This window comes from Bacillus sp. F9_6S_D1_P_5, assembly GCF_054823925.1.
In genome coordinates this window covers 26,669-49,841 of the sequence record NZ_JBTREW010000012.1, presented here as the reverse complement: position 1 = coordinate 49,841, position 23,173 = coordinate 26,669, and the positions used below count along the sequence as shown (strand labels likewise).

The 23,173-nt window shown below is 34.1% G+C and carries 20 protein-coding genes; 3 read left to right on the top strand and 17 right to left on the bottom strand.

Annotation, left to right across the window (positions count from 1 at the left end; all coding sequences use genetic code 11):
• Window positions 1-5: 5 nt before the first annotated feature.
• Genes ACUXEY_RS16025 through ACUXEY_RS16015 form a run of 3 tightly spaced genes read right to left on the bottom strand, consistent with a single transcriptional unit; the run spans window position 6 to window position 2,658 of the window.
• Entirely contained in the window at window positions 6-668 is a 663-nt protein-coding gene (locus tag ACUXEY_RS16025; protein ID WP_078418551.1) for a CoA transferase subunit B, read from the bottom strand.
• Window positions 653-1,351, bottom strand: a complete 699-nt coding sequence (gene atoD / locus ACUXEY_RS16020) for an acetate CoA-transferase subunit alpha (RefSeq protein WP_429601424.1) — start codon at window positions 1,349-1,351, stop codon at window positions 653-655. The genes ACUXEY_RS16025 and atoD overlap by 16 nt, the downstream gene beginning before the upstream one ends.
• The gene (locus tag ACUXEY_RS16015; protein ID WP_001205889.1) at window positions 1,348-2,658 is read right to left on the bottom strand and encodes an aspartate aminotransferase family protein; all 1,311 of its coding nucleotides are present in this window, start codon (window positions 2,656-2,658) and stop codon (window positions 1,348-1,350) included. Before ACUXEY_RS16015 ends, atoD begins: the two co-directional genes overlap by 4 nt.
• A 987-nt stretch (window positions 2,659-3,645) precedes the next feature.
• On the opposite strand from ACUXEY_RS16015, the gene ACUXEY_RS16010 reads away from it, so the two are divergent.
• On the top strand, window positions 3,646-4,395 hold the full coding sequence (locus tag ACUXEY_RS16010; protein ID WP_461301085.1) for a DUF4397 domain-containing protein: 750 nt from the start codon (window positions 3,646-3,648) through the stop codon (window positions 4,393-4,395).
• A gap of 33 nt (window positions 4,396-4,428) precedes the next feature.
• Here ACUXEY_RS16010 and ACUXEY_RS16005 read toward each other — a convergent pair whose 3' ends face one another.
• Window positions 4,429-5,562: a BA2291 family sporulation histidine kinase gene (locus ACUXEY_RS16005; protein ID WP_078418556.1), complete on the bottom strand. Its 1,134-nt coding sequence runs from the start codon at window positions 5,560-5,562 to the stop codon at window positions 4,429-4,431.
• A gap of 233 nt (window positions 5,563-5,795) precedes the next feature.
• Here ACUXEY_RS16005 and ACUXEY_RS16000 point away from each other — a divergent pair, with 233 nt between their 5' ends.
• Window positions 5,796-6,188 carry a YueI family protein gene (locus tag ACUXEY_RS16000; protein WP_000247572.1) on the top strand — a complete coding sequence of 131 codons (393 nt, stop codon included), beginning with the start codon at window positions 5,796-5,798 and terminating at the stop codon, window positions 6,186-6,188.
• A gap of 122 nt (window positions 6,189-6,310) precedes the next feature.
• On the opposite strand, the gene ACUXEY_RS15995 is transcribed toward ACUXEY_RS16000, so the two are convergent.
• Together ACUXEY_RS15995 and ACUXEY_RS15990 are read right to left on the bottom strand one after the other, a co-directional pair.
• Complete coding sequence (locus ACUXEY_RS15995) at window positions 6,311-7,735, bottom strand: aldehyde dehydrogenase family protein (protein WP_461301084.1); 1,425 nt, start codon at window positions 7,733-7,735, stop codon at window positions 6,311-6,313.
• Window positions 7,736-7,867: 132 nt separating this feature from the next.
• Entirely contained in the window at window positions 7,868-9,223 is a 1,356-nt protein-coding gene (locus tag ACUXEY_RS15990; protein WP_461301083.1) for a hemolysin family protein, read from the bottom strand.
• 354 nt (window positions 9,224-9,577) lie between these two features.
• On the opposite strand from ACUXEY_RS15990, the gene racA reads away from it, so the two are divergent.
• Complete coding sequence (gene racA / locus ACUXEY_RS15985) at window positions 9,578-10,120, top strand: chromosome-anchoring protein RacA (RefSeq protein ID WP_166704289.1); 543 nt, start codon at window positions 9,578-9,580, stop codon at window positions 10,118-10,120.
• A 96-nt stretch (window positions 10,121-10,216) separates the two neighbouring features.
• On the opposite strand, the gene ACUXEY_RS15980 is transcribed toward racA, so the two are convergent.
• From ACUXEY_RS15980 to ACUXEY_RS15930, 11 genes are all read right to left on the bottom strand, one after another.
• Window positions 10,217-10,813 (bottom strand): hypothetical protein, encoded by a 597-nt coding sequence (locus ACUXEY_RS15980; RefSeq protein ID WP_087956354.1) that lies wholly within the window; start codon window positions 10,811-10,813, stop codon window positions 10,217-10,219.
• A gap of 277 nt (window positions 10,814-11,090) precedes the next feature.
• Complete coding sequence (locus tag ACUXEY_RS15975; RefSeq protein ID WP_461301082.1) at window positions 11,091-12,941, bottom strand: hypothetical protein; 1,851 nt, start codon at window positions 12,939-12,941, stop codon at window positions 11,091-11,093.
• Window positions 12,931-14,751: an AAA family ATPase gene (locus tag ACUXEY_RS15970; RefSeq protein WP_461301081.1), complete on the bottom strand. Its 1,821-nt coding sequence runs from the start codon at window positions 14,749-14,751 to the stop codon at window positions 12,931-12,933. Before ACUXEY_RS15970 ends, ACUXEY_RS15975 begins: the two co-directional genes overlap by 11 nt.
• 106 nt (window positions 14,752-14,857) lie before the next feature.
• On the bottom strand, window positions 14,858-15,118 hold the full coding sequence (locus tag ACUXEY_RS15965) for a LemA domain protein (RefSeq protein ID WP_166704286.1): 261 nt from the start codon (window positions 15,116-15,118) through the stop codon (window positions 14,858-14,860).
• Between the two features lie 75 nt (window positions 15,119-15,193).
• The gene (arcD, locus tag ACUXEY_RS15960; RefSeq protein ID WP_166704285.1) at window positions 15,194-16,621 is read right to left on the bottom strand and encodes an arginine-ornithine antiporter; all 1,428 of its coding nucleotides are present in this window, start codon (window positions 16,619-16,621) and stop codon (window positions 15,194-15,196) included.
• A gap of 213 nt (window positions 16,622-16,834) precedes the next feature.
• A complete protein-coding gene (locus ACUXEY_RS15955; RefSeq protein WP_461301080.1) occupies window positions 16,835-18,346 on the bottom strand; it encodes an ABC transporter permease/substrate-binding protein in 1,512 nt (503 codons plus the stop codon).
• 3 nt (window positions 18,347-18,349) lie between these two features.
• Window positions 18,350-19,297 (bottom strand): ABC transporter ATP-binding protein, encoded by a 948-nt coding sequence (locus ACUXEY_RS15950; protein WP_166704283.1) that lies wholly within the window; start codon window positions 19,295-19,297, stop codon window positions 18,350-18,352.
• 102 nt (window positions 19,298-19,399) lie between these two features.
• The gene (locus ACUXEY_RS15945; RefSeq protein ID WP_461301079.1) at window positions 19,400-19,957 is read right to left on the bottom strand and encodes a YdcF family protein; all 558 of its coding nucleotides are present in this window, start codon (window positions 19,955-19,957) and stop codon (window positions 19,400-19,402) included.
• A gap of 117 nt (window positions 19,958-20,074) precedes the next feature.
• Window positions 20,075-21,304: an MFS transporter gene (locus tag ACUXEY_RS15940; RefSeq protein WP_461301078.1), complete on the bottom strand. Its 1,230-nt coding sequence runs from the start codon at window positions 21,302-21,304 to the stop codon at window positions 20,075-20,077.
• 1 nt (window position 21,305) lies between these two features.
• The gene (locus ACUXEY_RS15935; protein ID WP_166704281.1) at window positions 21,306-21,842 is read right to left on the bottom strand and encodes an NADPH-dependent FMN reductase; all 537 of its coding nucleotides are present in this window, start codon (window positions 21,840-21,842) and stop codon (window positions 21,306-21,308) included.
• 146 nt (window positions 21,843-21,988) lie between these two features.
• Window positions 21,989-23,143, bottom strand: a complete 1,155-nt coding sequence (locus tag ACUXEY_RS15930) for a CgeB family protein (protein ID WP_461301077.1) — start codon at window positions 23,141-23,143, stop codon at window positions 21,989-21,991.
• Between the last annotated feature and the right edge of the window lie 30 nt (window positions 23,144-23,173).

The following is a 23,173-nucleotide window of genomic DNA, read 5'->3' as shown; positions in this document are numbered from 1 at the left end:
TCCCCTCATTCAATTACTAGTAAGTTAGAGCCAATTTCAAACTCCGCTTCTGTATGTTTTTTTATATCGTCCACTGTGTATGGGCTCATTAATTCTTGTAAAATAAGTCCACTCGGTGTCACTTCCATAACTGCCATATCCGTAATTATTAAATCTACACATTTCTTTGAAGTTAATGGTAACGTACACTCCGAAACAATTTTTGCATTTCCGTATTTATCGACATGATTCATTACAACAACGACCCGCTTTGCTTTTTGTGCCAAATCCATCGCTCCCCCAATACCAGGTACGCGTTTTCCTGGAACGATCCAGTTTGCTAAATCACCATTCTCACTCACTTGTAATGAACCAAGAATCGTAATATCTAGTAAACCTTTTCGAATCATCCCAAACGCTGTGCAGCTATCAAAATAACTCGCTCCAGTAATAAGAGAAGTCGGCAAACCTGCTGCGTTACATAAGTTCTCGTCTTCATTCCCTTTGCTTGGCGTAGGTCCCATACCTACAATTCCATTTTCCGCATGAAACATAACATTTATATCGTCAGGCAAATGATTTGGCACGAGCGATGGTATACCAATACCTAAATTTACGATCATACCATTTTGTATTTCTTTCGCCGCACGTCTAGCAATCTTATCTCTCACTTCTACGCCCATACCCATTTCCAATTCACTCCTTCCGACGGTACGATATAATTTACAAATACTCCTGGAACAACAATTTCTTCTGGATCTAAACTTCCAAGTGGAACGATTTCTTCTGCTTCTACAATCGTTATATCCCCTGCCATTGCTACGTGAGGATTCATATTACGAGCGCTTTTATCAAACACAAGATTACCAAATGGATCCGCTTTTTTCGCATATACAATCGCAACCTCAGCAGTTAATGCTGTTTCAACTAAATATGTTTTACCATTCATTTCAACAGTACGTTTTTCTTCTTCTACAATCGTATCAACACCTACATCAACTAATACACCACCAAGTCCTACACCACCAGCACGAATACGCTCTGCTAGTGTTCCTTGGGGAGAAAACTCAATTTGTAACCTTCCTTCGTTTAGCTGTCTTCCTGCATTTGGATTTGAACCTATATGAGAAGTAATTAATGATTTTACTCTTTCATTCGTAACGAGACGACCGATTCCTACATCAGGAAATCCCGTGTCATTTCCTATTAAATTTAAATTTGTAACTCCTTTTTCTAAAATCGCCTGTATTAATGATGGAGGGGATCCAATCCCCCCAAATCCCCCAAACATTAATGTCATATCATCGTGGAACAAAGAAATTACTTCCTCTATCTCTTTTAATTTACCGAATGTATTTGTAATAGTTGTCATGCGATACTATGCCCTCCTTTTTGCATCATTTCTTCTACACTTTTTGCAAAAATTGAAAGTAATTCATCTAACTCGGAATATGTAGTTGTCATTGGCGGTGCTACAAGCAGTGCACTATCTTCTTTTCCTGCTTGCCCTGAAACAGCTTGGTATAAAAGAAGACCATTTTTAGCTGCAACCGAAATAAGTTCCGACGCTTTTGTAAACGGTTGCAATTCTACTCCAATCAGCAATCCTTTTCCGCGCACATCAGCAATGATTGTCGATTGTTGCTGAACTTTCTGTAGTCCTTTAATTAAATACTCTCCCTTTTCTGCTGTTTTCTCAGGTAAATTATGTTTCTCCATATATTCAATAACAGCTAGAGCTGTTGCTGCAGATAATGGATTTGCACTTAACGTATGCCCACTCATTACAGAACGAGACCCACGTAAAATTGGCTCCATAACACGGTCACTTACGATCGTCGCTGCCATCGGTGTATATCCAGCTCCTAAACCTTTACCAAGGGTCATAATATCTGGTTCTACACCCCAATGTTCCATCGCAAACCATGCACCAGTACGACCAAGCCCAGTCATTACTTCATCAGCAATAAATAAAATATCGTAATGGCTACAAATATCTTTAATGACTTTATAATATTCTTTCGGCGGAACGACTGCACCACCAGCTGCTCCGATAATTGGTTCAGCGATAAAAGCTGCGATATGTTCTGCACCAATTCTTTCAATTGATCTTTCTAGTTCAGTCGCACAAGCAAGCTGACAAGTTGGATATACTTTTTGCACCGGACACCTAAAACAATATGGAGCTGGAATAGTTGGATAATCTTCCAAAATTGACACGAAACGTTGTCTGCGCAATGGATGCCCAGACATTGATAAGGCTCCCATCGTAATACCGTGATAACTCATCCATCGTGACAAAATTTTATGCTTCCCTTGAATACCTCGCTCTTGAAAATGCTGAATTGCAATTTTCATAGCCGTTTCATTTGCTTCCGTACCACTATTCACAAAAAAGCTCCAGTTCAAATCTCCTACACTTAAATCACTTAATTTCTTAGCTAATTTTTCAGCTGGTTCACTCGTAAACTGTGATCTATAAACGAAAGCAATCTCCTCTGCTTGCTTTTTTATAACGTCCGCAATCTCCTTTACGCCATGCCCAATACCTGCCGTAATTGCCCCTGACGAGCCATCAAAATATTTATTTCCGTTTTGATCATACAAATACACACCTTTTCCATGTGAAATCATTGGATACGGCTGACCAACAAGTGGTTTAATTAAGTAATCGCGCATAGCGCTCCCCCATTTCTCCAATTTGTATATATATATGAAGAAAATTGACGTTTCTTTCATAAAAAAGAACCCTCTGCGAAAGCAGTGATTTTATCAAAAAACTATTATAAAATATACAAATGAGTGCTAAATATTATTTTGAAAACAGAAAATTCAGAACTTAAAACGAAGACCAACCCTTATCTATACGCTCAAGTAACCCTCCCTTATATAAATTTAACGCTTCACTACATATTTTCTTAACATAATGCCAGCTTCCCTCAAATGCCGACATTGTGTAAACTTCGACGAAACTCCCTTTAAACTCCTTCCTATTCGCCTACTTTATATTGCATATTTTCAAACAAATCTCGACAATTAATCCTACTAAATGCATAGCAATTATTTTTAAAGAAACCAATATTCCACATACATTCCTCTCTGTTTTATACAATAAAAAAAGAACCGATTAACCACATTAATCAGTTCGGCACGACGCTCTTTTATCGGTTAATACTGCCACTTGATAACGTAAATAGAAAAAATAATGTTACAAATTCAAAATTCATCCTACAACCTAAAGCACAAACTCATCCATAACTCCATTTACAATTCCTTTCGGGATATCCCCATCCCAAGATTTCATTCCTTTCCACATTTTCAAACTACCTTTCCTTTATAATTTATGTAGGACAATTATCACTTTGTATGTGTATTTGCCCATAATTAAAAAAATCCCTAGTTTTCTAAGGATTTGGGACATGTTTTCAATATTTCACTTGTTTCACTCTTAAGTTTTCATTTCGAAATACAAACTTCATCAGCTCATATGGAGGAAATATTGTTGTATCCTCTAGAAATTTATAAATCTCGTTCACTTAAACTAAACTTATCCATATAAATACTTATTATTAATTTCCAACCTTTCTCCTTTAAAAAACAAATATATTCGCATAACCTCGTTCTTGCTAAGCATATAGTTTTAATGATGACAAAGGAGGAATGTTCATGTCTCAATCTGAAATCGAAAAATATGGACAAGAAGCTACACGTTACGAACAGCTCGCTCGTTACTATCAATTTAATAATCCGAAAAAATATGTAGAACTATATATGAAATACTACGATGCGCTTACGAAACTTGTACAGGCGTATGAAAAAAGAGATTCACAAGAAGCTGCTTTACCATCACACATAAGGTTTTTTCACTCTGCTTCCAATACACCTGCGGTTGACATTTTAGTAAATGGGCAAAAAGTTATTAAAAACATTTCATTTAAACAATTTAGCCCCTATTTAACATTAGTACAAGGTAAGTACCGCATCGATATTGTTCCAGTCGAAAGTGACCCCCCCATCTTTTCAGCTTTAGTACCAATAATGGGAAATCACACTTATACTTTTGCTGCAATAAATAGTGATAATCATCTACAATTACAACCTATACTTGATAATACTCATTTACCAGCAGGCCAGGCAAAAATACGCTTTGCACATTTTTCTCCTGATACCCCTGTTGTAAATGTAAGTTTAAAAGGCGGAGATCATTTATTTGAAAATGTACTCTTTAAGCAAATAACAGATTTTTTAGAAGTTAGCCCTGGTACAGCAGATATTGAAGTTTCACTCGCAGATAATCCAAGCGTCTTGCTAACTATACCGAATTTCAAAGTCGAACCGAATATCATTTATACCATTTCAATTTTAGGTTATTCAACGAAAGATCCTAAATTAGAAGCCGTTATACTTACGAATTAAAACAGTCTACACCATTCATTTGGTGTAGACTGTTTATTTTTGAAATGCAATTTGAAATTCTGTCCAATCGTTATCTGAACGACACATGATGGACCCATTATGTTTTTCTACAATTTGTTTACATACAAATAATCCAATACCAGTTCCTAACTTTTTAGTAGTTACAAATGGTTCAAAAATCGTTTCTACATTTTCAGCTGGAATCATTGGCCCGTTATTTTTTATTACAATGCGAATCGATTGATCTTCTTCAAATACATCAATGATAATTTTTCGTTCTTCTTTCATTGATTCAAGAGCGTCAATTGAGTTCATTAATATATTTAGAAATACTTGTCTCACTTCACTGCGATAACCAGTAAGCGGAATTGGATACGGTAAATTCTTTTCAATCGAAACATTTGCATTGACCAAACTCGGATATAAGAACTGTATAATATCTTGAAACAAGTCATTAAGCCAAAATCGTTCTGATTCATTCCACATTTCTTTTTTCGATACGAGTAAAAATTGCGAAATACGAAAATTTAATTGGTCTAATTCATGCGAAATAATATCTAAATACGATAAACTAGGATGATCTGCCTTTAATAATTTGACAAATCCCATAATGGACGTAAGCGGGTTACGAAATTCATGTACAAAACTAGCTGACATTTGCCCTAAAATCGTTAGCCTTTCTTTATGTGTTTCATTAATATACTGTTGTTTTTCCTCTAAATTTCTTGAAATAATTTCCGAGTATTTTAAAACAGTGTAATAAATTAATTTATCAAAACAAGTATGTATTTGGGCCATAATTGGTTTCAATTCGCGTGCGCTAACATCTAACTCACACATCGCTTCGAAAAGCTCATTTCTTCCCACATTTGCATTATAAACAAAATCACCTATATTCGCATCTGCTCCTGCACGTTCAATAGCTATTTTCTCGCATAATGGCTGAAGATAATTTATATCTTTTTCTTCCATAGTAAGTTCAATAATAAACTCTAATAAATCCTCTCCATTTTGAACTACTTCTAGTCTAAATGGATCTTTATCGGAAATTATCATTTTGTTTTTCCAGTTCTCAACGAATTGGTGCCTGTTGTTTTTCAAGTGCGAACAAAATACTTCTTTAATATCCTTATCGATTGGAAAAACCTCCATTCCCTCCATTTCCATGCGACGAACACCCTTTATATTTTGAATATTAACACAAAAATCACGATTCGTTAATAGATTATTGTCACATTTTGTTAATATGTGTTGATAAAATTTTTTATGGCTTTATTAATTGTTTAGATTGATACATGCCATTTCCCTTCCTTTCATTCAAAGTTTTTTATATTCGATGCGACTTTTTTTGCATCCTGCTTCATTCTTTCGTACAATAGAAAATGAAAGGTGTGAAAAATATGGTAAATAAAAATGTGGAAGATTATCTCCAAGAAGGCATTTACGGCCAAAAGCAGAACAAACCAGAAGAACGTAATATGTATTTAACTACATTACGTGAGCGTGTAGAAATCGCTTTAACTATCGGTCAAGTAATGCAAAGTAATGTATATTCTGAAGTAGCTAGTAGCATGCGCTCTTCTCAATCATTACAAATATTCCTAAATGGTGGCATTGCTTACCCACATTTATCTAAATACATTAAATTAGCAAATGAAAAAAATGTTCCTTTTACAATTGTTCAAAATAAAGGTACAGAAACACCAATCGGCTTAGTATTATCTCATAGCACTGCTGTCGACAAAGAACAAATTTATGTAGAAGATGCTATTTTCAAACAAGAAATGAAGTAAAAGGTACACTTCATTAAATGAAATCATTCTGAGAAACGTAAAACAAATAATAAAAAAACGAGTATGGAATCGTAAACATTTCCTACTCGTTTTTTATTGCGATATTTAAGTTTTCTTATACTTTATTTTTTAATGCATACTAATTTCATTTCAGTCATTTCTTCTATTGCATATTTAATTCCTTCACGCCCCGTTCCACTTTCTTTCACACCACCATAAGGCATATGATCTACTCTGAACGTTGGAATATCATTTATCATGACACCGCCAACTTCTAGCTCATCAATTGCACGCATAGCTTTAAACAAATTATTTGTAAATATGCCTGCTTGTAGGCCGTAACGTGAATGATTTACTTGCTCTATCGCTTCATCAAATTCTTTAAATGTATTTACTGTCATAAGTGGGCCAAATACTTCTTGGCACTGTACAGATACATACTCTGGAACATTTGTTAATACAGTTGGTTCAAAAATCCTTGCATCCTTTTTCTTACCACCGTATAAAACAGTTGCACCTTCCTTAATAGCTTCTTGCACCCACATTTCAATTCGCTCTACATCTTTTTTCGAAATTAAAGCTGATACATCCGTTTCTTCAAGCAGTGGATCACCAACAACAACTGTTTCCATCGCTTTCTTTAGCTTTGTAAGAAATTCATCCATTCTTTTTTCCTGTACAAAAACACGTTGTACCGAAATACAAACTTGTCCATTATTAACAAATGCTCCCCATTTTACACGTTCAATTAATTCATTTGTTAATTCTACATCTTCATCAATAATAACTGCAGCATTTGACCCTAGTTCTAACGTAACTCGCTTTAACCCAGCCTTTGCCTTAATTCCAATTCCAACTTTCGGACTTCCTGTAAAAGTAATGGAAGCAACATCATCATTTGTAACTATCGCCTCTCCTACAGTTGAACCAGGACCAGAAATAATATTTAAAGCTCCTTTTGGCAATCCTGCCTCTTCAAATAGTTCAACTAAAGCGTAAGACGATAACGGTGTTTGATCAGCTGGTTTTAACACAACTGTATTTCCGGCAGCAATTGCAGGGCCGACTTTATGTGCCACTAAATTTAATGGGAAATTAAATGGTGTAATAGCCCCTATAACCCCGATTGGTTTTCGTATAGTGTATGCAATACGCCCATCTGCACCAGGTGCTGCATCAAGTGGCAGTGTCTCGCCGTATATACGCTTCGCTTCTTCCGCTGCAAATTTGTATGTCTGAACGGTACGATCTACTTCTCCTCTCGCAGCACGTATTGGTTTTGCAGCCTCATTTGCAATAATCTGTGCAAACTCTTCTCTTCTTTCATCCATTTTTTGTGCAACCTTCTCTAAAATGGTCGCACGATCATATGCAGATAATGTATTCATTTCTTTCATTGCATTTTTTGCAGCAGTAACCGCCTCTTGTACATCTTCTTCCGTTCCTTGTGCAATTTCCGCTAATGTTTCTTCAGAATATGGTGCGTATAATGGTTTATACGTGTTTACAGACTTCCAATCTCCATTTATATATAAATGCTTTTTCATAATTCTTCCCCTTCCAAATATATGTATACAACAATACTTCACCTAGTGAAAGGTCTGACTTATGTCATTGTATCATAGCCCTTATTCTACCAAAAACATTATGCTCAAAAAAACTCTGCCATATAGCAGAGTCTACGAACTAATTTGTTCTTGTAATGAAATTTGCTTTTCATCTTCTAATACAACAATGGATTCTACACTTTTTGTAACTTCTAGTCTCTTTATATAGTGTCCATCTAATTCTTTCACGCAAAACTTATAATTTTCAATTTCAATGAAATCCTCTTCAGCAATTTCTATATTCTTCGTTAAAATCCATCCACCTATTGTATCAACACCATTATCATCAATCGTTAATCCTAACAACGTATTCACTTCACTTACGAGCACTTTTCCCTCTAATATCGTTTTCGTTTCACTAACTTGCTGAATTTCTGGCTGTTCATCTGTATCAAACTCATCTTGAATATCTCCAACTATTTCTTCTAAAATGTCTTCAACAGTAACAAGTCCAGACGTACCACCATATTCATCTATCAATATAGCAATATGCGTTCTTTCTTTTTGCATTTTTAAAAACAAGTCTTGTATTGGGATAGAGTCGATAACTAAAATAATCGGCCTCATATATTGCTCTACTTTCTTATTACTTACCGCCTTATGCTGCACAAAATCTGTAAAAATATCTTTAAAGTTTACAAAACCTATTACGTGATCTTTGTCGCCATCAACAACTGGATATCTCGTATATTTTTCCCGAGACATTTTTTGCAAGGCTTCTTCAGCAGGCATTTCTTTACTAATAATATGCATCTCAGTTCGGGGTACCATTATTTCTTTTGCTATACGATCATCAAATTCAAAGATTTTATTTACATATTTATATTCAGATTGATTAATCTCTCCGTTTTTGTAACTTTCTGAAACTAACAACCGTAATTCTTCTTCTGAATGAACCTCATCGTGCCCTTTCGGTGGTTTCAGCCCTAGCAACTTCGTAATCATTCGGGCTGATCCATTTAATAGCCAAATAAATGGAAACGCCATACGATAAAAGAAAATTAACGGTTTAGCAACAAATAAACTTACTTGTTCAGCTTTTTGAATCGCAAATGTTTTTGGGGCCAATTCCCCTATTACAACATGTAAAAATGTAATAAACAAAAACACTAAAATTACAGCAAAAATGTCTGCTAGTTGGGAAGAAATGTTCAAATTAAAAAAAAGCGTGTCAAACATTTGCTTTAACGCAGGTTTACCAAACCACCCAATTCCCAGAGCTGTAACTGTTATACCTAGCTGACAAGCAGATAAATATTCGTCTAAGTTTGTAATGACTGTTTTGACAGATGTTGCGCGATTATTTCCTTCTGCAATTAAATAGTCAATTCGTGAACTTCGCACTTTAACAATTGCAAATTCTGCTGCAACGAAAAATGCCGTTAAGGCAATTAAAACAATCACTATACTTATACTATATATGTCCAAATACTTTTCCTTACTTACATTGTAAGCAAGGAAGCCACCTCCTACTTAATTTTATTCAAGTGAAGTAAGCATTCTAATACTCTAACAAAATTCTACATTAGCAACCACCTTTTTATATATTATATGCATACATAAAAAAGATATTTATCATTATGATAATCTAATTCTTTTCCTTCAGTCAAATAATTGTAAATCTTAAAGTAAAACATTTTTATATACACGATATATTCTTCATAGCTTCATTTCGTGAAAAAGCACTTTCTTTGCCGATTCCACACTTCTTTTGTCACACTAGAAGGGAACTTCCTTCATAGATCGAAATCATTCAACAGGATATATATAGGAGGGATTATTTTGGAATATAAAACACCATTTATCGCAAAAAAATTAGGTGTTAGCCCAAAGGCTGTTGTCCGGATTGCACAACAATTAAATCTTACGATAGAAAAAAATAAATATGGTCATTTTATTTTTACACAAGATGATTTAGATCAAATGTTAGAATACCATCTTTCACAAATAGAACAGTGCCAAAACTCTAACCCTACTCAAAAAGCAGCATCAAACGATGTTGAAGAATTAAAAACTCAAGTAAATACAATTGTTCAAAACATATCCTCGCATGATTTTGAGCAATTAGCAGCTCAATTAAACACAATTACGAGAAGGCTAGATCGAATGGAAGAACAAATGCAAGATAAGGCGAATGATGTTGTTACGTACCAACTTTTACAACATCGTCGTGAAATGGAGGAAATGTTAGAGCGAATTCAAAAGCTAGAAGCTACCCTCAAGAAAGAAGAGCCAATATATATTACTCCCGATACAAAACCAACATATGAACGTGAAAAGAAACCGAAACGCCGTAAAATGATTTTTAGTATTTTTGGATTATGATTTTTAGACCCTTATTAAAATAATAAGGGTCTTTTTTCATGAAGAAAGATTTCATTTTAAAATAGTATTCTCTTTATTATACATATTCATTTTGGTCTATTTGGTTAACATAATATTCTTACTGTATTCTGCGATTAATGCTTGTGCATGAGCATTTCCTTGAATTACATCTCGAAATTCTTTTAAAGAATACAAATGTGTAGCCCCTTTTCGGGCATGAATTCGTACTGGTACACCTTGTAAAGTATCATGAAACTGAAATGGCTTATCTATCGGTTCAATCGGAAAACCGAGTGTTAATAAATACATGTACATTCTTTTTGTAACTGCTGCAATATACCATTCTGCTTTCGTTTCTAATGCATGCATAAATAAAATGGCTGTTAGTCTTTTGAAATGTCCTCTCCCACGAGACGTTTTCGCAATACTTAACTTGCCTATTTCATATACATTTTTCAAATCTTTCACTAAATCATTTTTAGAAAACGGATAGAAAAACTCAGAATTCGATTGCTCTGGTACCGTATACTTAATACATTCTACTGTACCGATATGATGTTCATCTTCTATTAATAAAAATCGTGATGGATTTAAATTACGTTCTACGAACATTAAGTTTCTTTCTTCACAAAAATCTCCCCATAGTTGCTCGAACCAAAAATGTTCTTCCTTTGTTTGAACACGCTGGAACATATTTCCCCGCCTTTCCCATCGCCGCTCTGTTTTTTTGATAACGCTTTCACTATCTATCATATAAGAACAAATCTTCGTATGCAACTAAAAATATTTATGACTTATTATATTCTGCAAAATGAATTAAATTCCATCTTAATCGTCTTTTATTACTCATGTAGCGTTTTGCTAACAACATATTTATATTACTCTCAAATTCATATCGTAAAGAGCTGTCTTCCATACTGCATATAATTCTTCTTAATCTAAAAAAATCCTTTATAAAAAAGGATTTCTTTTACTTCTTCATGCTTTTTAACCACTTCTCAAAAATTTGTACCATTCCATGTTTTCCAGCTAATTTCTCTTCCCCTTGTTTCGTTTTATATGGATATAATTGCAAGAACACACCACATCCAGACTCAATTTTTTTACTATGCATATGACTTCCTGGATATACACAAATGACTTCATAAATAGCCCTTCGATGATAGACTCGCTTTCCATCTTGTTCTTCTACATATTTTATAGACCAGTACTTATACATTTGCTCAGTTGCTTTCGTATTTCCAACGTGCTGAAAAATATTGTACATTGGGCTATACTTCACTTCAATAATAATAGAAGATTGATATACATATTTCTCTTCTTCCTTTACATAACAGTCTAATCGAATATCCGGCTTCTTCGTGTCCTCTCCATTATAAAAATTACTCCCTTTACTTAATGCAATAAGAGGATGTGTTTCAATTAAATCATTAAATGCGACATGTACTCTCATATCATCTCGTTGTAAAACTACTGTCGTTCCGTCTTGCAATCCATCTACATAAAAATGCTCTTGTATTTGTTCACGAATAGAATTTCTAGCCTCAAAACCAATTTGTTCTAACATGGAAATAACGATAAAAAAAGCGTAATATTCATACACTAAAAATGTTGGTTTATAAACAAATAATAAAGATGGAGATTGATCTGTGTATTGTGGAAGTAAATCTAAATGCTGTAGTAGTTGTTGATGTGGTATCGGTAAATTATGTGAGTTCATCTTACCCGTTTCAGAAACTTCTCTCCAAAATGGAGAATGCATTAAAGTTTGAAAGTATTGTACACTTTCATGTACAAAATGCGCTAATATTTTATATTCTTGTATCTTCATGGAACTTTTTCGTAAATCCGCCTCTTTTAGTAAATGTATATTTTTATATTTCTGTTTCTCTCTGTCGGTCACTGATCCATTACGCTCAATTGTTTGTATAATCGTTTTTACAGCTTGAAATTCTTCTGATTTCTTCTTCTTCGCTCTTTCTAATATTTCAATTGTTTGACGCAAAAAACTTTCAGCTTCAAGTAAATAAAGATAAAATTGCATCGCTTTAAATTTAAGAAATGCATTTTCCTTACTATTTTTTTGTTCTATAAACTTACGATTATAATATTTTGCATACGGTTTTCTTTCTGCGACTACGGCTCCTTTTCTCGTTGCTTTCCGCTCTTTTTCTTCCCATTTATATTCATGTATAAACTTTGAACTCGATTCTATTCTCTTAAAAATTTGCTTTATCTTTTTCATTTTTTGCGGCAACTTTCTAAGTAACACTAAATAAGAAGAATCTTCAATATCACTAAGCACAGAGAAAGTCTTTTTATAATAACCTCTATCTAAAATCAACTCATTTAAAATTGACTTCACATAGTCTTGAATCATTTCAAATTGATCATTAAAAAAATTTTTTGGAACGACTTGAAAAGCACCGTAATATGTTCGATCTTCTATGTTTACCTCAAAATGATATAAACCACAACGCCATGGATAAAAAAATTCTGTTTTTCCATGTTCATATATTAATACCTTTTGTTTTTTATCATTTATTTCATATTTTGTCTCTTTTATATTCTTCTGTCCCTCATATACTTTATTCCATATAAAAGTAATATTCATTGGATTTTCATAATGGTATTGCAATCTGATTGGTTTTAATTCTTGCACTTTATAAATACATTGAACTAATGCTGTAGTAGATGTACAAAGGCGATTTAATAAAATATACTCCCCTTTTGACTCTGTTCCAATGATTAATTTTAATACAAAAGGGAGCGTTTCTTTCGTATCAACGATTTCTGTTTCATATCGCCCTTCATTTTGCATAACCATACAACTCCAGTTCTCTACGCTTTTCTCTTATATATGCTATAGAGTGTTCAAATGTAGATACTCTGTTTGCAAGTGATGATTGCAAAAGAGGTACTAATGTCGCTCCCCTTTTTACTTCTTCAGAAAGTAACGATCCAACCATCATTTCAGTTCCTCTTATTTTCGTCAATATACGTTGCTTAATTTGTAAATCAAATCCCTCTTCTCTACTGATCATATAGGAATGGTTATTTTGGAACGGTATATTTTGCAAATAAGAAGCGATTGCGTTTGCACACCGAAAAGAAATTCCCTTTGACGCATCGTGAGATGACAATACAGCATGTAACTTATCTAACAGTTCTAACTCTTCTTCAGAAAACACCTCAATCATCGTTTTATTCCTGATCCAATTTATACGAAATTCTCCTGCGGTTACTTTCAGAGGGGGTTGTAATACAACTTTCTCTTGTTCCATACACATCTCACAAAACGGAATCTTTTGTAACGTTATTAAATTCGTCCGATCTAACAATCGATCTGAGAGCTCTTTCGTTGTTTCATCAAAATTTATAGTACCTACAAATATAATATTTTCTCCAATTTCAATTGATGGTGGAATTGGATTTTCTTTTTCTTGTACACCTTCATATAAATTTAAAATACGATTTTGCTTTTCAAGTTGAAGCACAGATAGAAATGGAGTAAACCAATGCTCAATATGTGACATATTCATTTCATCAAAAACGATTATATACAGCTGATTTTGATTTTCTTTTGCCTTCATTAACGCCCTAACTAATTTTGTTTCACTTTCAATAAAAGTACCATTAGGGTGAAGATAACCAAGTAAATCATGTGGTTCTTGATACGATGGTGAAATCGGGATCCAAACCAATTCTTCCCCGTATTGTAATCCAAGTGCTTCTGCATAAGCTTGCACAAAACGTGATTTCCCAGCGCCCGGTATTCCACCAAGTATCGTCAACATATTAGTTTTTGCACTTATATGAAAATTATAAATATCCGTTTCATCTAAAAACAGCCCTTTATTGCGTACAAAACTTTTTACATATTGTAAAAAGACTGATTCACGCTCATCCCATTCCCATTCATCCTTTTGCACTTTTATTTCCTCTACTTCTACATGCTTACCTTCTTCAGTCATTCGTTTTTTTAATTGCTCATACACTTGATTACTTACAAAATATAATTGATCTTCTACTGCTATTTCTACATACTTCATCCAGTCATTAACGTCTATATACTTACATTCCCGCTGCTGTTCAAAATATGCGATTGAACTAATTGATGATGATTTTAAAGATATATTTCCATATAGCCTTCCATCGTGCCACAATAATCCGGGAGGCTCAAAGTCTTTCGGATATTTAGGCATTAGAAATGACAAATAACCATTATTAAGTTTTCTTTCTAAAGACTCTCCTTTTTTATAATTGGAAACTTTAGGTACTGGAATCATTTTATAACCGTTTGCGATTTCTCGCGGTTCTTCTGTACAAATTAATTCCGCGTATATATGCCCTCTTTCATAATAGAGTCGAAACATAACCAATTGTTTTTCTAATTTTCTTTTCTTTAATTCTGAAAAGACCTTTTCATTCTTTTTATTACTACATAACCCTTCAAATACAAATGGTTCATCTTTTAATTGCTCTTGTAACGTGAATGGCATTGGCGATAGGCATTGTACAAAGAAATTCTCTCCGTTCTTCTCTTTCTCTGCTTTTGTAAACTTTCCGATAAACCTCATATAGTACATTCGTTTTATAAAACTTGGCTGAAGAGCTTTATGTAATTTCACCTTTGTCACCTTCTTTTTTTCATACTATTCTTAGTGTATGAAAGAAAAGAAAAACTAGAAACAAAAAACCTGACGATATCCGCCAGGTTCAAAATGAAAACATATATTAATGAGATGGAAATGCGTTTTTCTCTTGTAAAATGGCATTATGTGCGATTTTCATTTTAGCAAGTACATATCGTAAACGATCTTCAGCGTTTTCATCTTTATGTTGCTGTAATTCCGCTAAATTCTCTACAGCACTTGCTAAATTTTCAATCACTCCTCGTAGTTCAGGATGATGATTAAAAAAAGATTCTTGCACTAATACTTTCCTTACTTCACTCGCTAAATCAACAATTCTGGTCAACTGTACTTTTTCTTCCATTTTCATCCCTCCTGAATATCTTATGTATTAAATATTCTCTAGACAAAGAAAAAAGCCCTTTATTTAAAAGGACTTTTACATTTTTATATTTCCAGTCAACAACATATAAAGAGATGTGATAGCTGCAATAACAATTGCCCACATTACATATCTCTCAATACCTCTAAAACAACGATTCCCTTTTTCTTTTCTTGCATACATGTAAACAATAATCCCGACTCCATACACGATTGAAACGAGTAATAAATTTTTCAAACCTGCTGCATATAGAAGCCATACAGAATAAATAGAAGCAATTAACGCTAACGATCCGTTTTTTACTTTTGCATCTTTTAGTTCGTTTGTAATAACTAATTTAAATTGGAATAACGCTGATAATAAATATGGTACTAAAATTGATGTTGACGCTATGAAATACATAATTTGATATGTTGATTCTGAAAACAGGACAATTATAAATATTACTTGGGCAACACCATTTGAAATCCATAATGCCATATGCGGCGTTTGTTTTTTATTTGTTTTCGTAAAAACTTTCGGAAACACGCCATCTTTTCCTGCTACGTGGGAAATTTCAGAAACAAGTAAAAACCAGCCTATTAATGTACCTACAAGTGAAGCAACTAACCCAATGTTAATCGCAACTGCACCCCATGTTCCAACAACATGTTCTAAAACATGTCCCATTGACGGTGTTTCTAAAACTGCAAGTTCTCCTCTTGTCATCGCTCCCATTGACAAGACAGAAATTAAAATATAAATAGACATTACTAAAATAAGTCCTAATACTGTCGCTTTACCGACGTCTCGGCTATTTTTCGCTCTTCCAGATAATACTACCGCTCCTTCAACCCCGATGAAAACCCAAAGAGTTACAAGCATAGTATTTTTCACTTGACCAAGTATAGAAGAAACTGAAATAGTTCCTTCTCCCCAAAAATCATGTGTAAATGTATCCCAGCGAAACGCTGTTACCATTACAACAATAAATAATACGATTGGAACCAATTTCCCTATCGTTGCAATAACGTTCATAATAGAAGCTTCACGGATTCCAAATAAAATTAGAAAATGAAGTGTCCATAGTAAAAGTGATGCACCTACGATAGACGCAACACTATTTCCACCCTTAAAAATCGGGAAGAAATAACCTAACGTACTAAACAGCAACATAATTGTTGCAACGTTTCCTAAAATTCCTGCTAGCCAGTATCCCCATGCACTGTTAAATCCAATATATTCACCAAAACCAGCACGTGCATAACTATAAATTCCGCCCTCAAGCTCTGGTTTTTTTCTTGCTAACGTTTGATATACGAGCGCGAGTGGAATCATTCCCATCGCTGTAATACACCAGCCAATTATTATAGAGCCACTATTTGCTCCTACTGCTAAATCATGCGGTAAACTAAATACACCGCCACCAACCATTGTTCCAACTACTAATGCGATTAATGGAAAAAATCCTAACTTCTTTTCTATTTGTACCACCCCATCTGTCATTCTAGGTGTTATGTTCGTTCAACTATTAAAGTCACCTTTTTCTCTAATAGACGTTTCTCTTATATTTTTTCAGGAAAACATTACTTATTCTAAAAGAAAATGAAGAAAAATGGAATACTTTTTTGAAAAAATGTATAAGTATGCACAAAAAAACCGTTCATTTTGTAATGAACGGTCATTTCATACATATAAATTTGTATATTTCTTGTAAAATTAACGAAGTAAATTCTCTTTTTGTAAAAATTGTTTCACTACTTCCTCACTACCTTTTCCATTCACATTTACTTCATAATTCATTTTTCGCATTTCTTCATCTGTAATCTTTCCAGATAATTTATTTAATACTTTTTCAAGTTCAGGATATTTTTCTAATGTCTCTTTTCTTAATAACGGTGCACCTTGGTACGGTGGGAATAATCCTTTATCATCTTTTAGCACTTTAAGTCCGTATTGCTCAAGCTCACTATCTGTTGAATATGCATCGATTACGTTAACATCCCCTGATTGAATTGCACTATAACGTAGTTTCGGTTCCATCGTTTTTACATTTGAAAACTTATAGTTATATAATTTTTGCATTCCTTTATAACCGTCTTCACGATCCGCAAATTCTAATGTGAATCCTACTTTAGCATCTTGTGCCATTTTTCCTAAATCAGAAATTGTATTTATATTATTTTGATCTGCTATTTTTTTCGGCATAGCTAGTGCATATGTGTTGTTATACTCCATCGGCTTCAACATCACCATATTATACTTCTTTTCCATTCCAACGCGAGCCTGCTCATATACTTCATCCCGATTTGTGCTTTTTGGCTCTTCTTTCACGAAAGTAGATAAAGCTGTTCCTGAAAATTCTGGATAAATATCTACTTCTCCTGATTTCAATGCTTCAAATACAAATGCTGTTTTTCCAAGACCTGGTTTTAATTCTACGTGTAAATCGGTATCTTGTTCAATAAGCTGCTTATACATTTGAATTAAAATTTCAGGTTCTGACCCAAGTTTGCCGGCAATAACAATATCTTTCTTTTGTGTGTTCCAAAGAAAAGGAGAAGCAATCATGATACAAATAATACATATCGTCAATATAACACGCTTAGAAGAGCGTTTCGGACTCTCAAGTACTCGAAGTACTACATCAAAGAATAAAGCGAGTAACGCGGCTGGTACGGCCCCTAAAATGATAAGTGCATGATCATTTCGATCAATACCTAGTAATATGAGTTTACCGAGCCCACCAGCACCTATAAGAGCTGCTAATGTAGCTGTTCCAACAATTAATACCATCGCCGTACGAATACCGGCCATAATAATTGGTAATGCAAGAGGAAGCTCTACCTTCCACAGTCTTCTCCAGCTATTCATCCCCATAGCTCTTGCTGCTTCGATTAAAGATTCATCTAACTCCCTTATTCCTGTAAATGTATTGCGTAAAATAGGTAATAGTGCATACACAACTAACGCAATTATGGCTGGAAGTTTTCCAATTCCTACTAACGGAATTAAAAGTCCGAGTAATGCAAGTGATGGCACTGTTTGCATAACTGCAGAAGTTCCTATAATAAACTCAGCCATTCGTTCTTTTCTCGTTAATAAAATGCCAAGTGGCACCGCAATAATTACTGCAAAAAATAATGAAATAAGCGATATTTGTAAATGCTCACTTAATGCAGTTAGTAATTCTATTTTTCGTTCTTGGAACGTTTGTATAAAATCAGTCACTGTTTAGCCTCTTTCCTTCATTTGTTCAACAATATAATTGACAATATGACTACTTGTTAAAGCTCCAACATATTGACCATTTGCTTCAACTGGAACGACTTCATCAGCTCGCACACGAACTAAAGCTTCTTGTAAAGAAGAATGTAATGATAATGCATCCCCTTCTACCCGCATACTCTCATCAAGTGGCAATACAGCTTCTATACTTTTCCCCTCATACCAAGGTCGTCCACGATTTCCAATGAACTCTTCTACAAATTCATTTTTCGGATTATGTATAATTCCTTCTGGTGTATCTAATTGAACAACTTTTCCTTCTTTCATAATACAAATGCGATCTCCAAGTGATAATGCTTCTTGCATATCATGTGTAACGAATACAATTGTTTTTTGAATCTTCTTTTGCAATTGTACGATATCCTTCTGAAGCTGCTCTCTACTTAAAGGATCTAACGCACTAAATGGTTCATCCATTAGAACGATTTTCGGATTTGCGGCTAATGCCCTTACGACACCAACGCGCTGCTTTTGCCCTCCTGATAATTCATCCGGCATACGATCGCGATATACGTCTGGATCTAACCCGACCATCTGTAGCAACTCATCGACACGAGCTTTTATTTTTTCTTTGCTCCACTTTCTCATTTCAGGAACAACAGCAATATTTTCAGCAATTGTCATATGCGGAAACAAAGCAATTTGCTGCAACACGTATCCTATATCCCAGCGTAATTCATTAATATTGTATTGTTTAATGTCTTTTCCATCGATTAAAATTGAGCCTTCTGTCGTTTCAATTAAACGATTAATCATTTTCATTGTCGTTGTTTTCCCACAACCACTTGGACCAATAAGGACAAAAAATTCTCCCTTTTTAATTTCTAAATGCAATGAATCCACTGCTTTTGTGCCATCTTCATATGATTTTGACACTTGATTAAACTGAATCACAAATACAACTCCTTTATCGTTGTTTCCTTTATTTTGATGGAATATGGAATTCATTTCAAATAATACGCATTATTCTACAAAAAAAGAGCTCACATTTGAGCTCTAACGGTCTAACAATATTGTTTTCATAATAGCGGCATATTCACGCACATACATTTTTCTCTTAGAGTGCATTGGCGTTTCAGCAGCTAGTGCCTCCATCTTTATTCCTAAACGCTTTGCAATTATTTTCGTTCTATACAAATGATACGTATTACTTACAACTACCGCATGTTTCACATCATATAAATCCATACTAAACTTTACATTCTCATACGTATTTGTAGATTGATCTTCTATTAAAATACGACTCTCATCTATACCACGCGCCATTAAATAATTTCTCATACTATGAGCTTCCGATATATCTTCATCTTCTCCTTGACCACCTGAAACAATTACTTTCGCTGTAGGATGGGAAACTAAATATTCCAACGCTACATCCAAACGGTTTTGAAGAGATAAAGACGGTTTATCTCCAAATAATTTTGCGCCTAATATAAGAACGTACGGAGAGTGATAGCTCAATTTTTCACTAGCAACCTGCTTCATTCGAAACGTCATATAAAGAATGTATAGTGGTGGTAATAATAAAATTATAAGCCAGATCCATTTGTTCATAAATAAGTTTGCACTCCCTTTCTTTTTATTATATAGAAAAAGATAGAAAGGCAGAAGTACTTTTTATCCCGCTATTTGCGGGCAACCCGATTGGTGAAGGCAAATTAGAGTTTCACTTTATACGATTGATTTATTAGAAACATTCGTCCCTACTTTACGTTGTGAAAGTACATAATATATAGCGATTCCTAATGATACGATTAATATGCAGCTTAATACATAAAAAGGGAGCATTACCCCAGTATTAGATACACCAGCTGTAAACAGCATTAATAATAAAATTCTTATTCCTGTACCAATTAATCGAAATAAGCTGTCTACACGTCCCATTACTTCGTTTGGAATTTCCTCCATCATTAATACATTTCTCGCCACCCTTGTACCTGCATTTCCAATTGCATGAAAAATTGCAAGTGTATATAACAACATTACGGAAGGTTCAATAATCATGACGGTAATTGAAATTACATATAGGAACATCGTCATGACGATTGAAATTTCTATTTTGACATATTTCATCATAATTGGAATACTTATTCCCGCCAGAACCGCTCCGACACCATACATCATACCTTCTATTGCGTAGACAGAGGCACTAGCTTTTAATATATCTGAAATATATACCTGGATTAAATAATTTGCCATCATAACACCGATAAACGGCATATAAGTCGCAAGTAAAAACCAAAAGAACTTCGGACGCTTTTGCATAAAGTGAATCCCTTCGAACAATTGCTTCTTAAATGTTACTTTCTTTTTCACTTCATTTTTCTTTACGTACGGTATGCATAAGAAAAGGAAAAATGCTCCTACAAAAGTTAACATATCTACTAACAAGATCCATTTTAAAGAAATGATTTCAATTAGGAAGCTAGCAGCTGCTCCTGAAATAACTTGAGTTAACTGTCCTTGTATTTCCATTGTTCCACTTAAACTTTTATAATGTTCTGCTTGAAATATCTCTTGGTTGAACGCAAATATTGTAGGATAAAATAATAAATAGTAAAATGACCCAGCTATATAAATAAGTATATAGTGAATAGAATGATACGGTTGCTCAGTAAATCCCCATATAGCCATCATCCCTATAACGACTATCCCAATACCTTCATTCCATAATAATAAAGATTTTCTTGAAAAACGATCAATACTTTGCCCGATAAACGGTGTTAATAAAAACATAATAAGAGTTGCGATGATGGAGACATAACCAAACGTTGTCTCTCCTCCACTCTCTTTAATTAACAACCACGGAATCGTTATCATAACAATACCGGAACCAATAGCTGATAAACTATTGGCCCCGAGAATGAAATACAAGCGTGAATCTTTATACAGAGATGACATATCACTCAACTCCTAGTTGTTTTTTCACCTCTTTATATACGCTCATATATGCTTTTAATTCTTTAACTAAATCATGAATTAATGGTTTTGCATCTTCTCCCAGTTCACCGTCTTGTACATGAAGCCCATCAAGCACAACTTGTTTTGGGATTGCATTTGCATATACTCCTCTAGCAACAGTTCGCATACTGTTTAATGCGTTAATTCCACCTTTACCGCCCCCTGCAACTGCAAGTAATGCGACAGGTTTATGAACGAATTCACTACTACTTAAGTAATCTAACGAATTTTTCAGCGCTCCACTCATTGCATTATGATATTCAGGTGTACATAATACTACACCGTCTGCCGTTTTCACTAACGCCTTTAATTTTTTTACTGCTTCTAATTCACGCTGTGACTCTTCCCCATTATATAAAGGCAGTTCCTCAACTGATAAATCGTATAACTCCCCTTCAAATTGATCAGCAATATATTTTGCAACAACACGAGTTCTACCGAATTTTCTTGGTGTACCGTTAATAACGACTAGTTTCATAAATATTTCTCCCCTTTGTTTTCAAGTTACACTTATATATTATCAGAAATTTCTATACAAAACACAATATAAAGAGGGAACTAGCTTGATAAAATAGTTTGATAGACGAAAAAAAGAACTCATACGAAAGTATGAGTTCTTCACGATTACTTTTCCTCCTCTTTACTGCTCAGTCTGTTTACGCTTCCTTTCGCTTCAAAATGGTTATACGCTTTTTCCGCTAATTGAATACGCTCTTCTGGTAATGCTACATATTTCATAATATTTTCAATTATTTTTTCGTATGGAGTAAAGACAATTCCTGGCCACTCTTTCTCGTCCTCTGGATTGCTATTTTCCGAAATAATAAATTTCTTATTTGCCACTGCATAAGAAACTCGCGGTGTTTCCAGAATGCCCGATAAGTAAAAGTGAATATTTAATATAATTTTAGACCTAGCAATTAACTCATTTCTGACAATTCCCCACGCATTATTTTTAAAAACGATATTTAAATGGGGGGCAACTGCTTTTAATTGATCAAAAATAGCTTGCCGCCTCGGGTTAAGAGCACCTATAAACAATATATCGATGTCTTCAGTTATCCCACCTTCAAATGCATCTTTTTTTATTTCTAAAGTTGGAGCATAGTTCATTTCCACATGTTTTATTTCTTTTCCTACTCCTTTTTGTTTTAACCATTCTATATTTTGTTTGCTATAATCCCAAATTTCCTTATCTTTTAATAACATTAAATAAAGGGGATGCGCATAAGGACTTCCTTCATATAGCTGTTCTAAATTATAAATAATTGCATTGTTCGGAAGTAGATTCGGGTTATGTGCATATGTATGCGCTCCGAAAACAATTGTATTTTTCACATTTTCTAGTATTGTTTCTGATATAATTGCTGTATTTCCCTCCTGCTCCAATCGCCATTTCAAAGCTCGCGCGACATCTATAAAACTACCATACGTCTTTGGGCATATAAATAGACAATAATCATATTCTTTATTCAAATAAGCTTCCATTAGTCTTAAATTATTTTTATATAAATCCACATCCGGATATTGAAGTAAAAGCTCACTTGCATGCTTTTTTGCTACTTTATACATTCCAGCATAATAAGCAGCAATGCACCTTCTTAATTCAATTTTTTGCCGATGCTCATCTGCTACGTCCATGTCTAAAAGAAGATTTGCTATACAATACGCTTTTAAATGATCACGATCATAATAATAATCTAGTAGTGGCATCAATTCTTCATACGTATTTCCATGCACAGATTCCCCTAGTTCTAGCGCCCATCGTATTAATTCCATTATTACTCCACTACTCCTTTAACCGAAAAT

Excerpts from the sequence above, each read along its gene's own strand:
- ACUXEY_RS15965 (WP_166704286.1), bottom strand. The coding sequence starts at position 15,118 with ATGGAAGAAAAAGTACAGTTGACCAGAATTGTTGATTTAGCGAGTGAA.
- ACUXEY_RS16025 (WP_078418551.1), bottom strand. The coding sequence starts at position 668 with ATGGGTATGGGCGTAGAAGTGAGAGATAAGATTGCTAGACGTGCGGCG.
- atoD (WP_429601424.1), bottom strand. The coding sequence starts at position 1,351 with ATGACAACTATTACAAATACATTCGGTAAATTAAAAGAGATAGAGGAA.
- ACUXEY_RS15945 (WP_461301079.1), bottom strand. The coding sequence starts at position 19,957 with ATGAACAAATGGATCTGGCTTATAATTTTATTATTACCACCACTATAC.
- ACUXEY_RS15940 (WP_461301078.1), bottom strand. The coding sequence starts at position 21,304 with ATGTCATCTCTGTATAAAGATTCACGCTTGTATTTCATTCTCGGGGCC.
- ACUXEY_RS16005 (WP_078418556.1), bottom strand. The coding sequence starts at position 5,562 with ATGGAAATGGAGGGAATGGAGGTTTTTCCAATCGATAAGGATATTAAA.
- arcD (WP_166704285.1), bottom strand. The coding sequence starts at position 16,621 with ATGACAGATGGGGTGGTACAAATAGAAAAGAAGTTAGGATTTTTTCCA.
- ACUXEY_RS15930 (WP_461301077.1), bottom strand. The coding sequence starts at position 23,143 with ATGGAATTAATACGATGGGCGCTAGAACTAGGGGAATCTGTGCATGGA.
- ACUXEY_RS15980 (WP_087956354.1), bottom strand. The coding sequence starts at position 10,813 with ATGTTCCAGCGTGTTCAAACAAAGGAAGAACATTTTTGGTTCGAGCAA.
- ACUXEY_RS15935 (WP_166704281.1), bottom strand. The coding sequence starts at position 21,842 with ATGAAACTAGTCGTTATTAACGGTACACCAAGAAAATTCGGTAGAACT.
- ACUXEY_RS15995 (WP_461301084.1), bottom strand. The coding sequence starts at position 7,735 with ATGAAAAAGCATTTATATATAAATGGAGATTGGAAGTCTGTAAACACG.
- ACUXEY_RS16010 (WP_461301085.1), top strand. The coding sequence starts at position 3,646 with ATGTCTCAATCTGAAATCGAAAAATATGGACAAGAAGCTACACGTTAC.
- ACUXEY_RS16015 (WP_001205889.1), bottom strand. The coding sequence starts at position 2,658 with ATGCGCGATTACTTAATTAAACCACTTGTTGGTCAGCCGTATCCAATG.
- ACUXEY_RS15975 (WP_461301082.1), bottom strand. The coding sequence starts at position 12,941 with ATGCAAAATGAAGGGCGATATGAAACAGAAATCGTTGATACGAAAGAA.
- ACUXEY_RS16000 (WP_000247572.1), top strand. The coding sequence starts at position 5,796 with ATGGTAAATAAAAATGTGGAAGATTATCTCCAAGAAGGCATTTACGGC.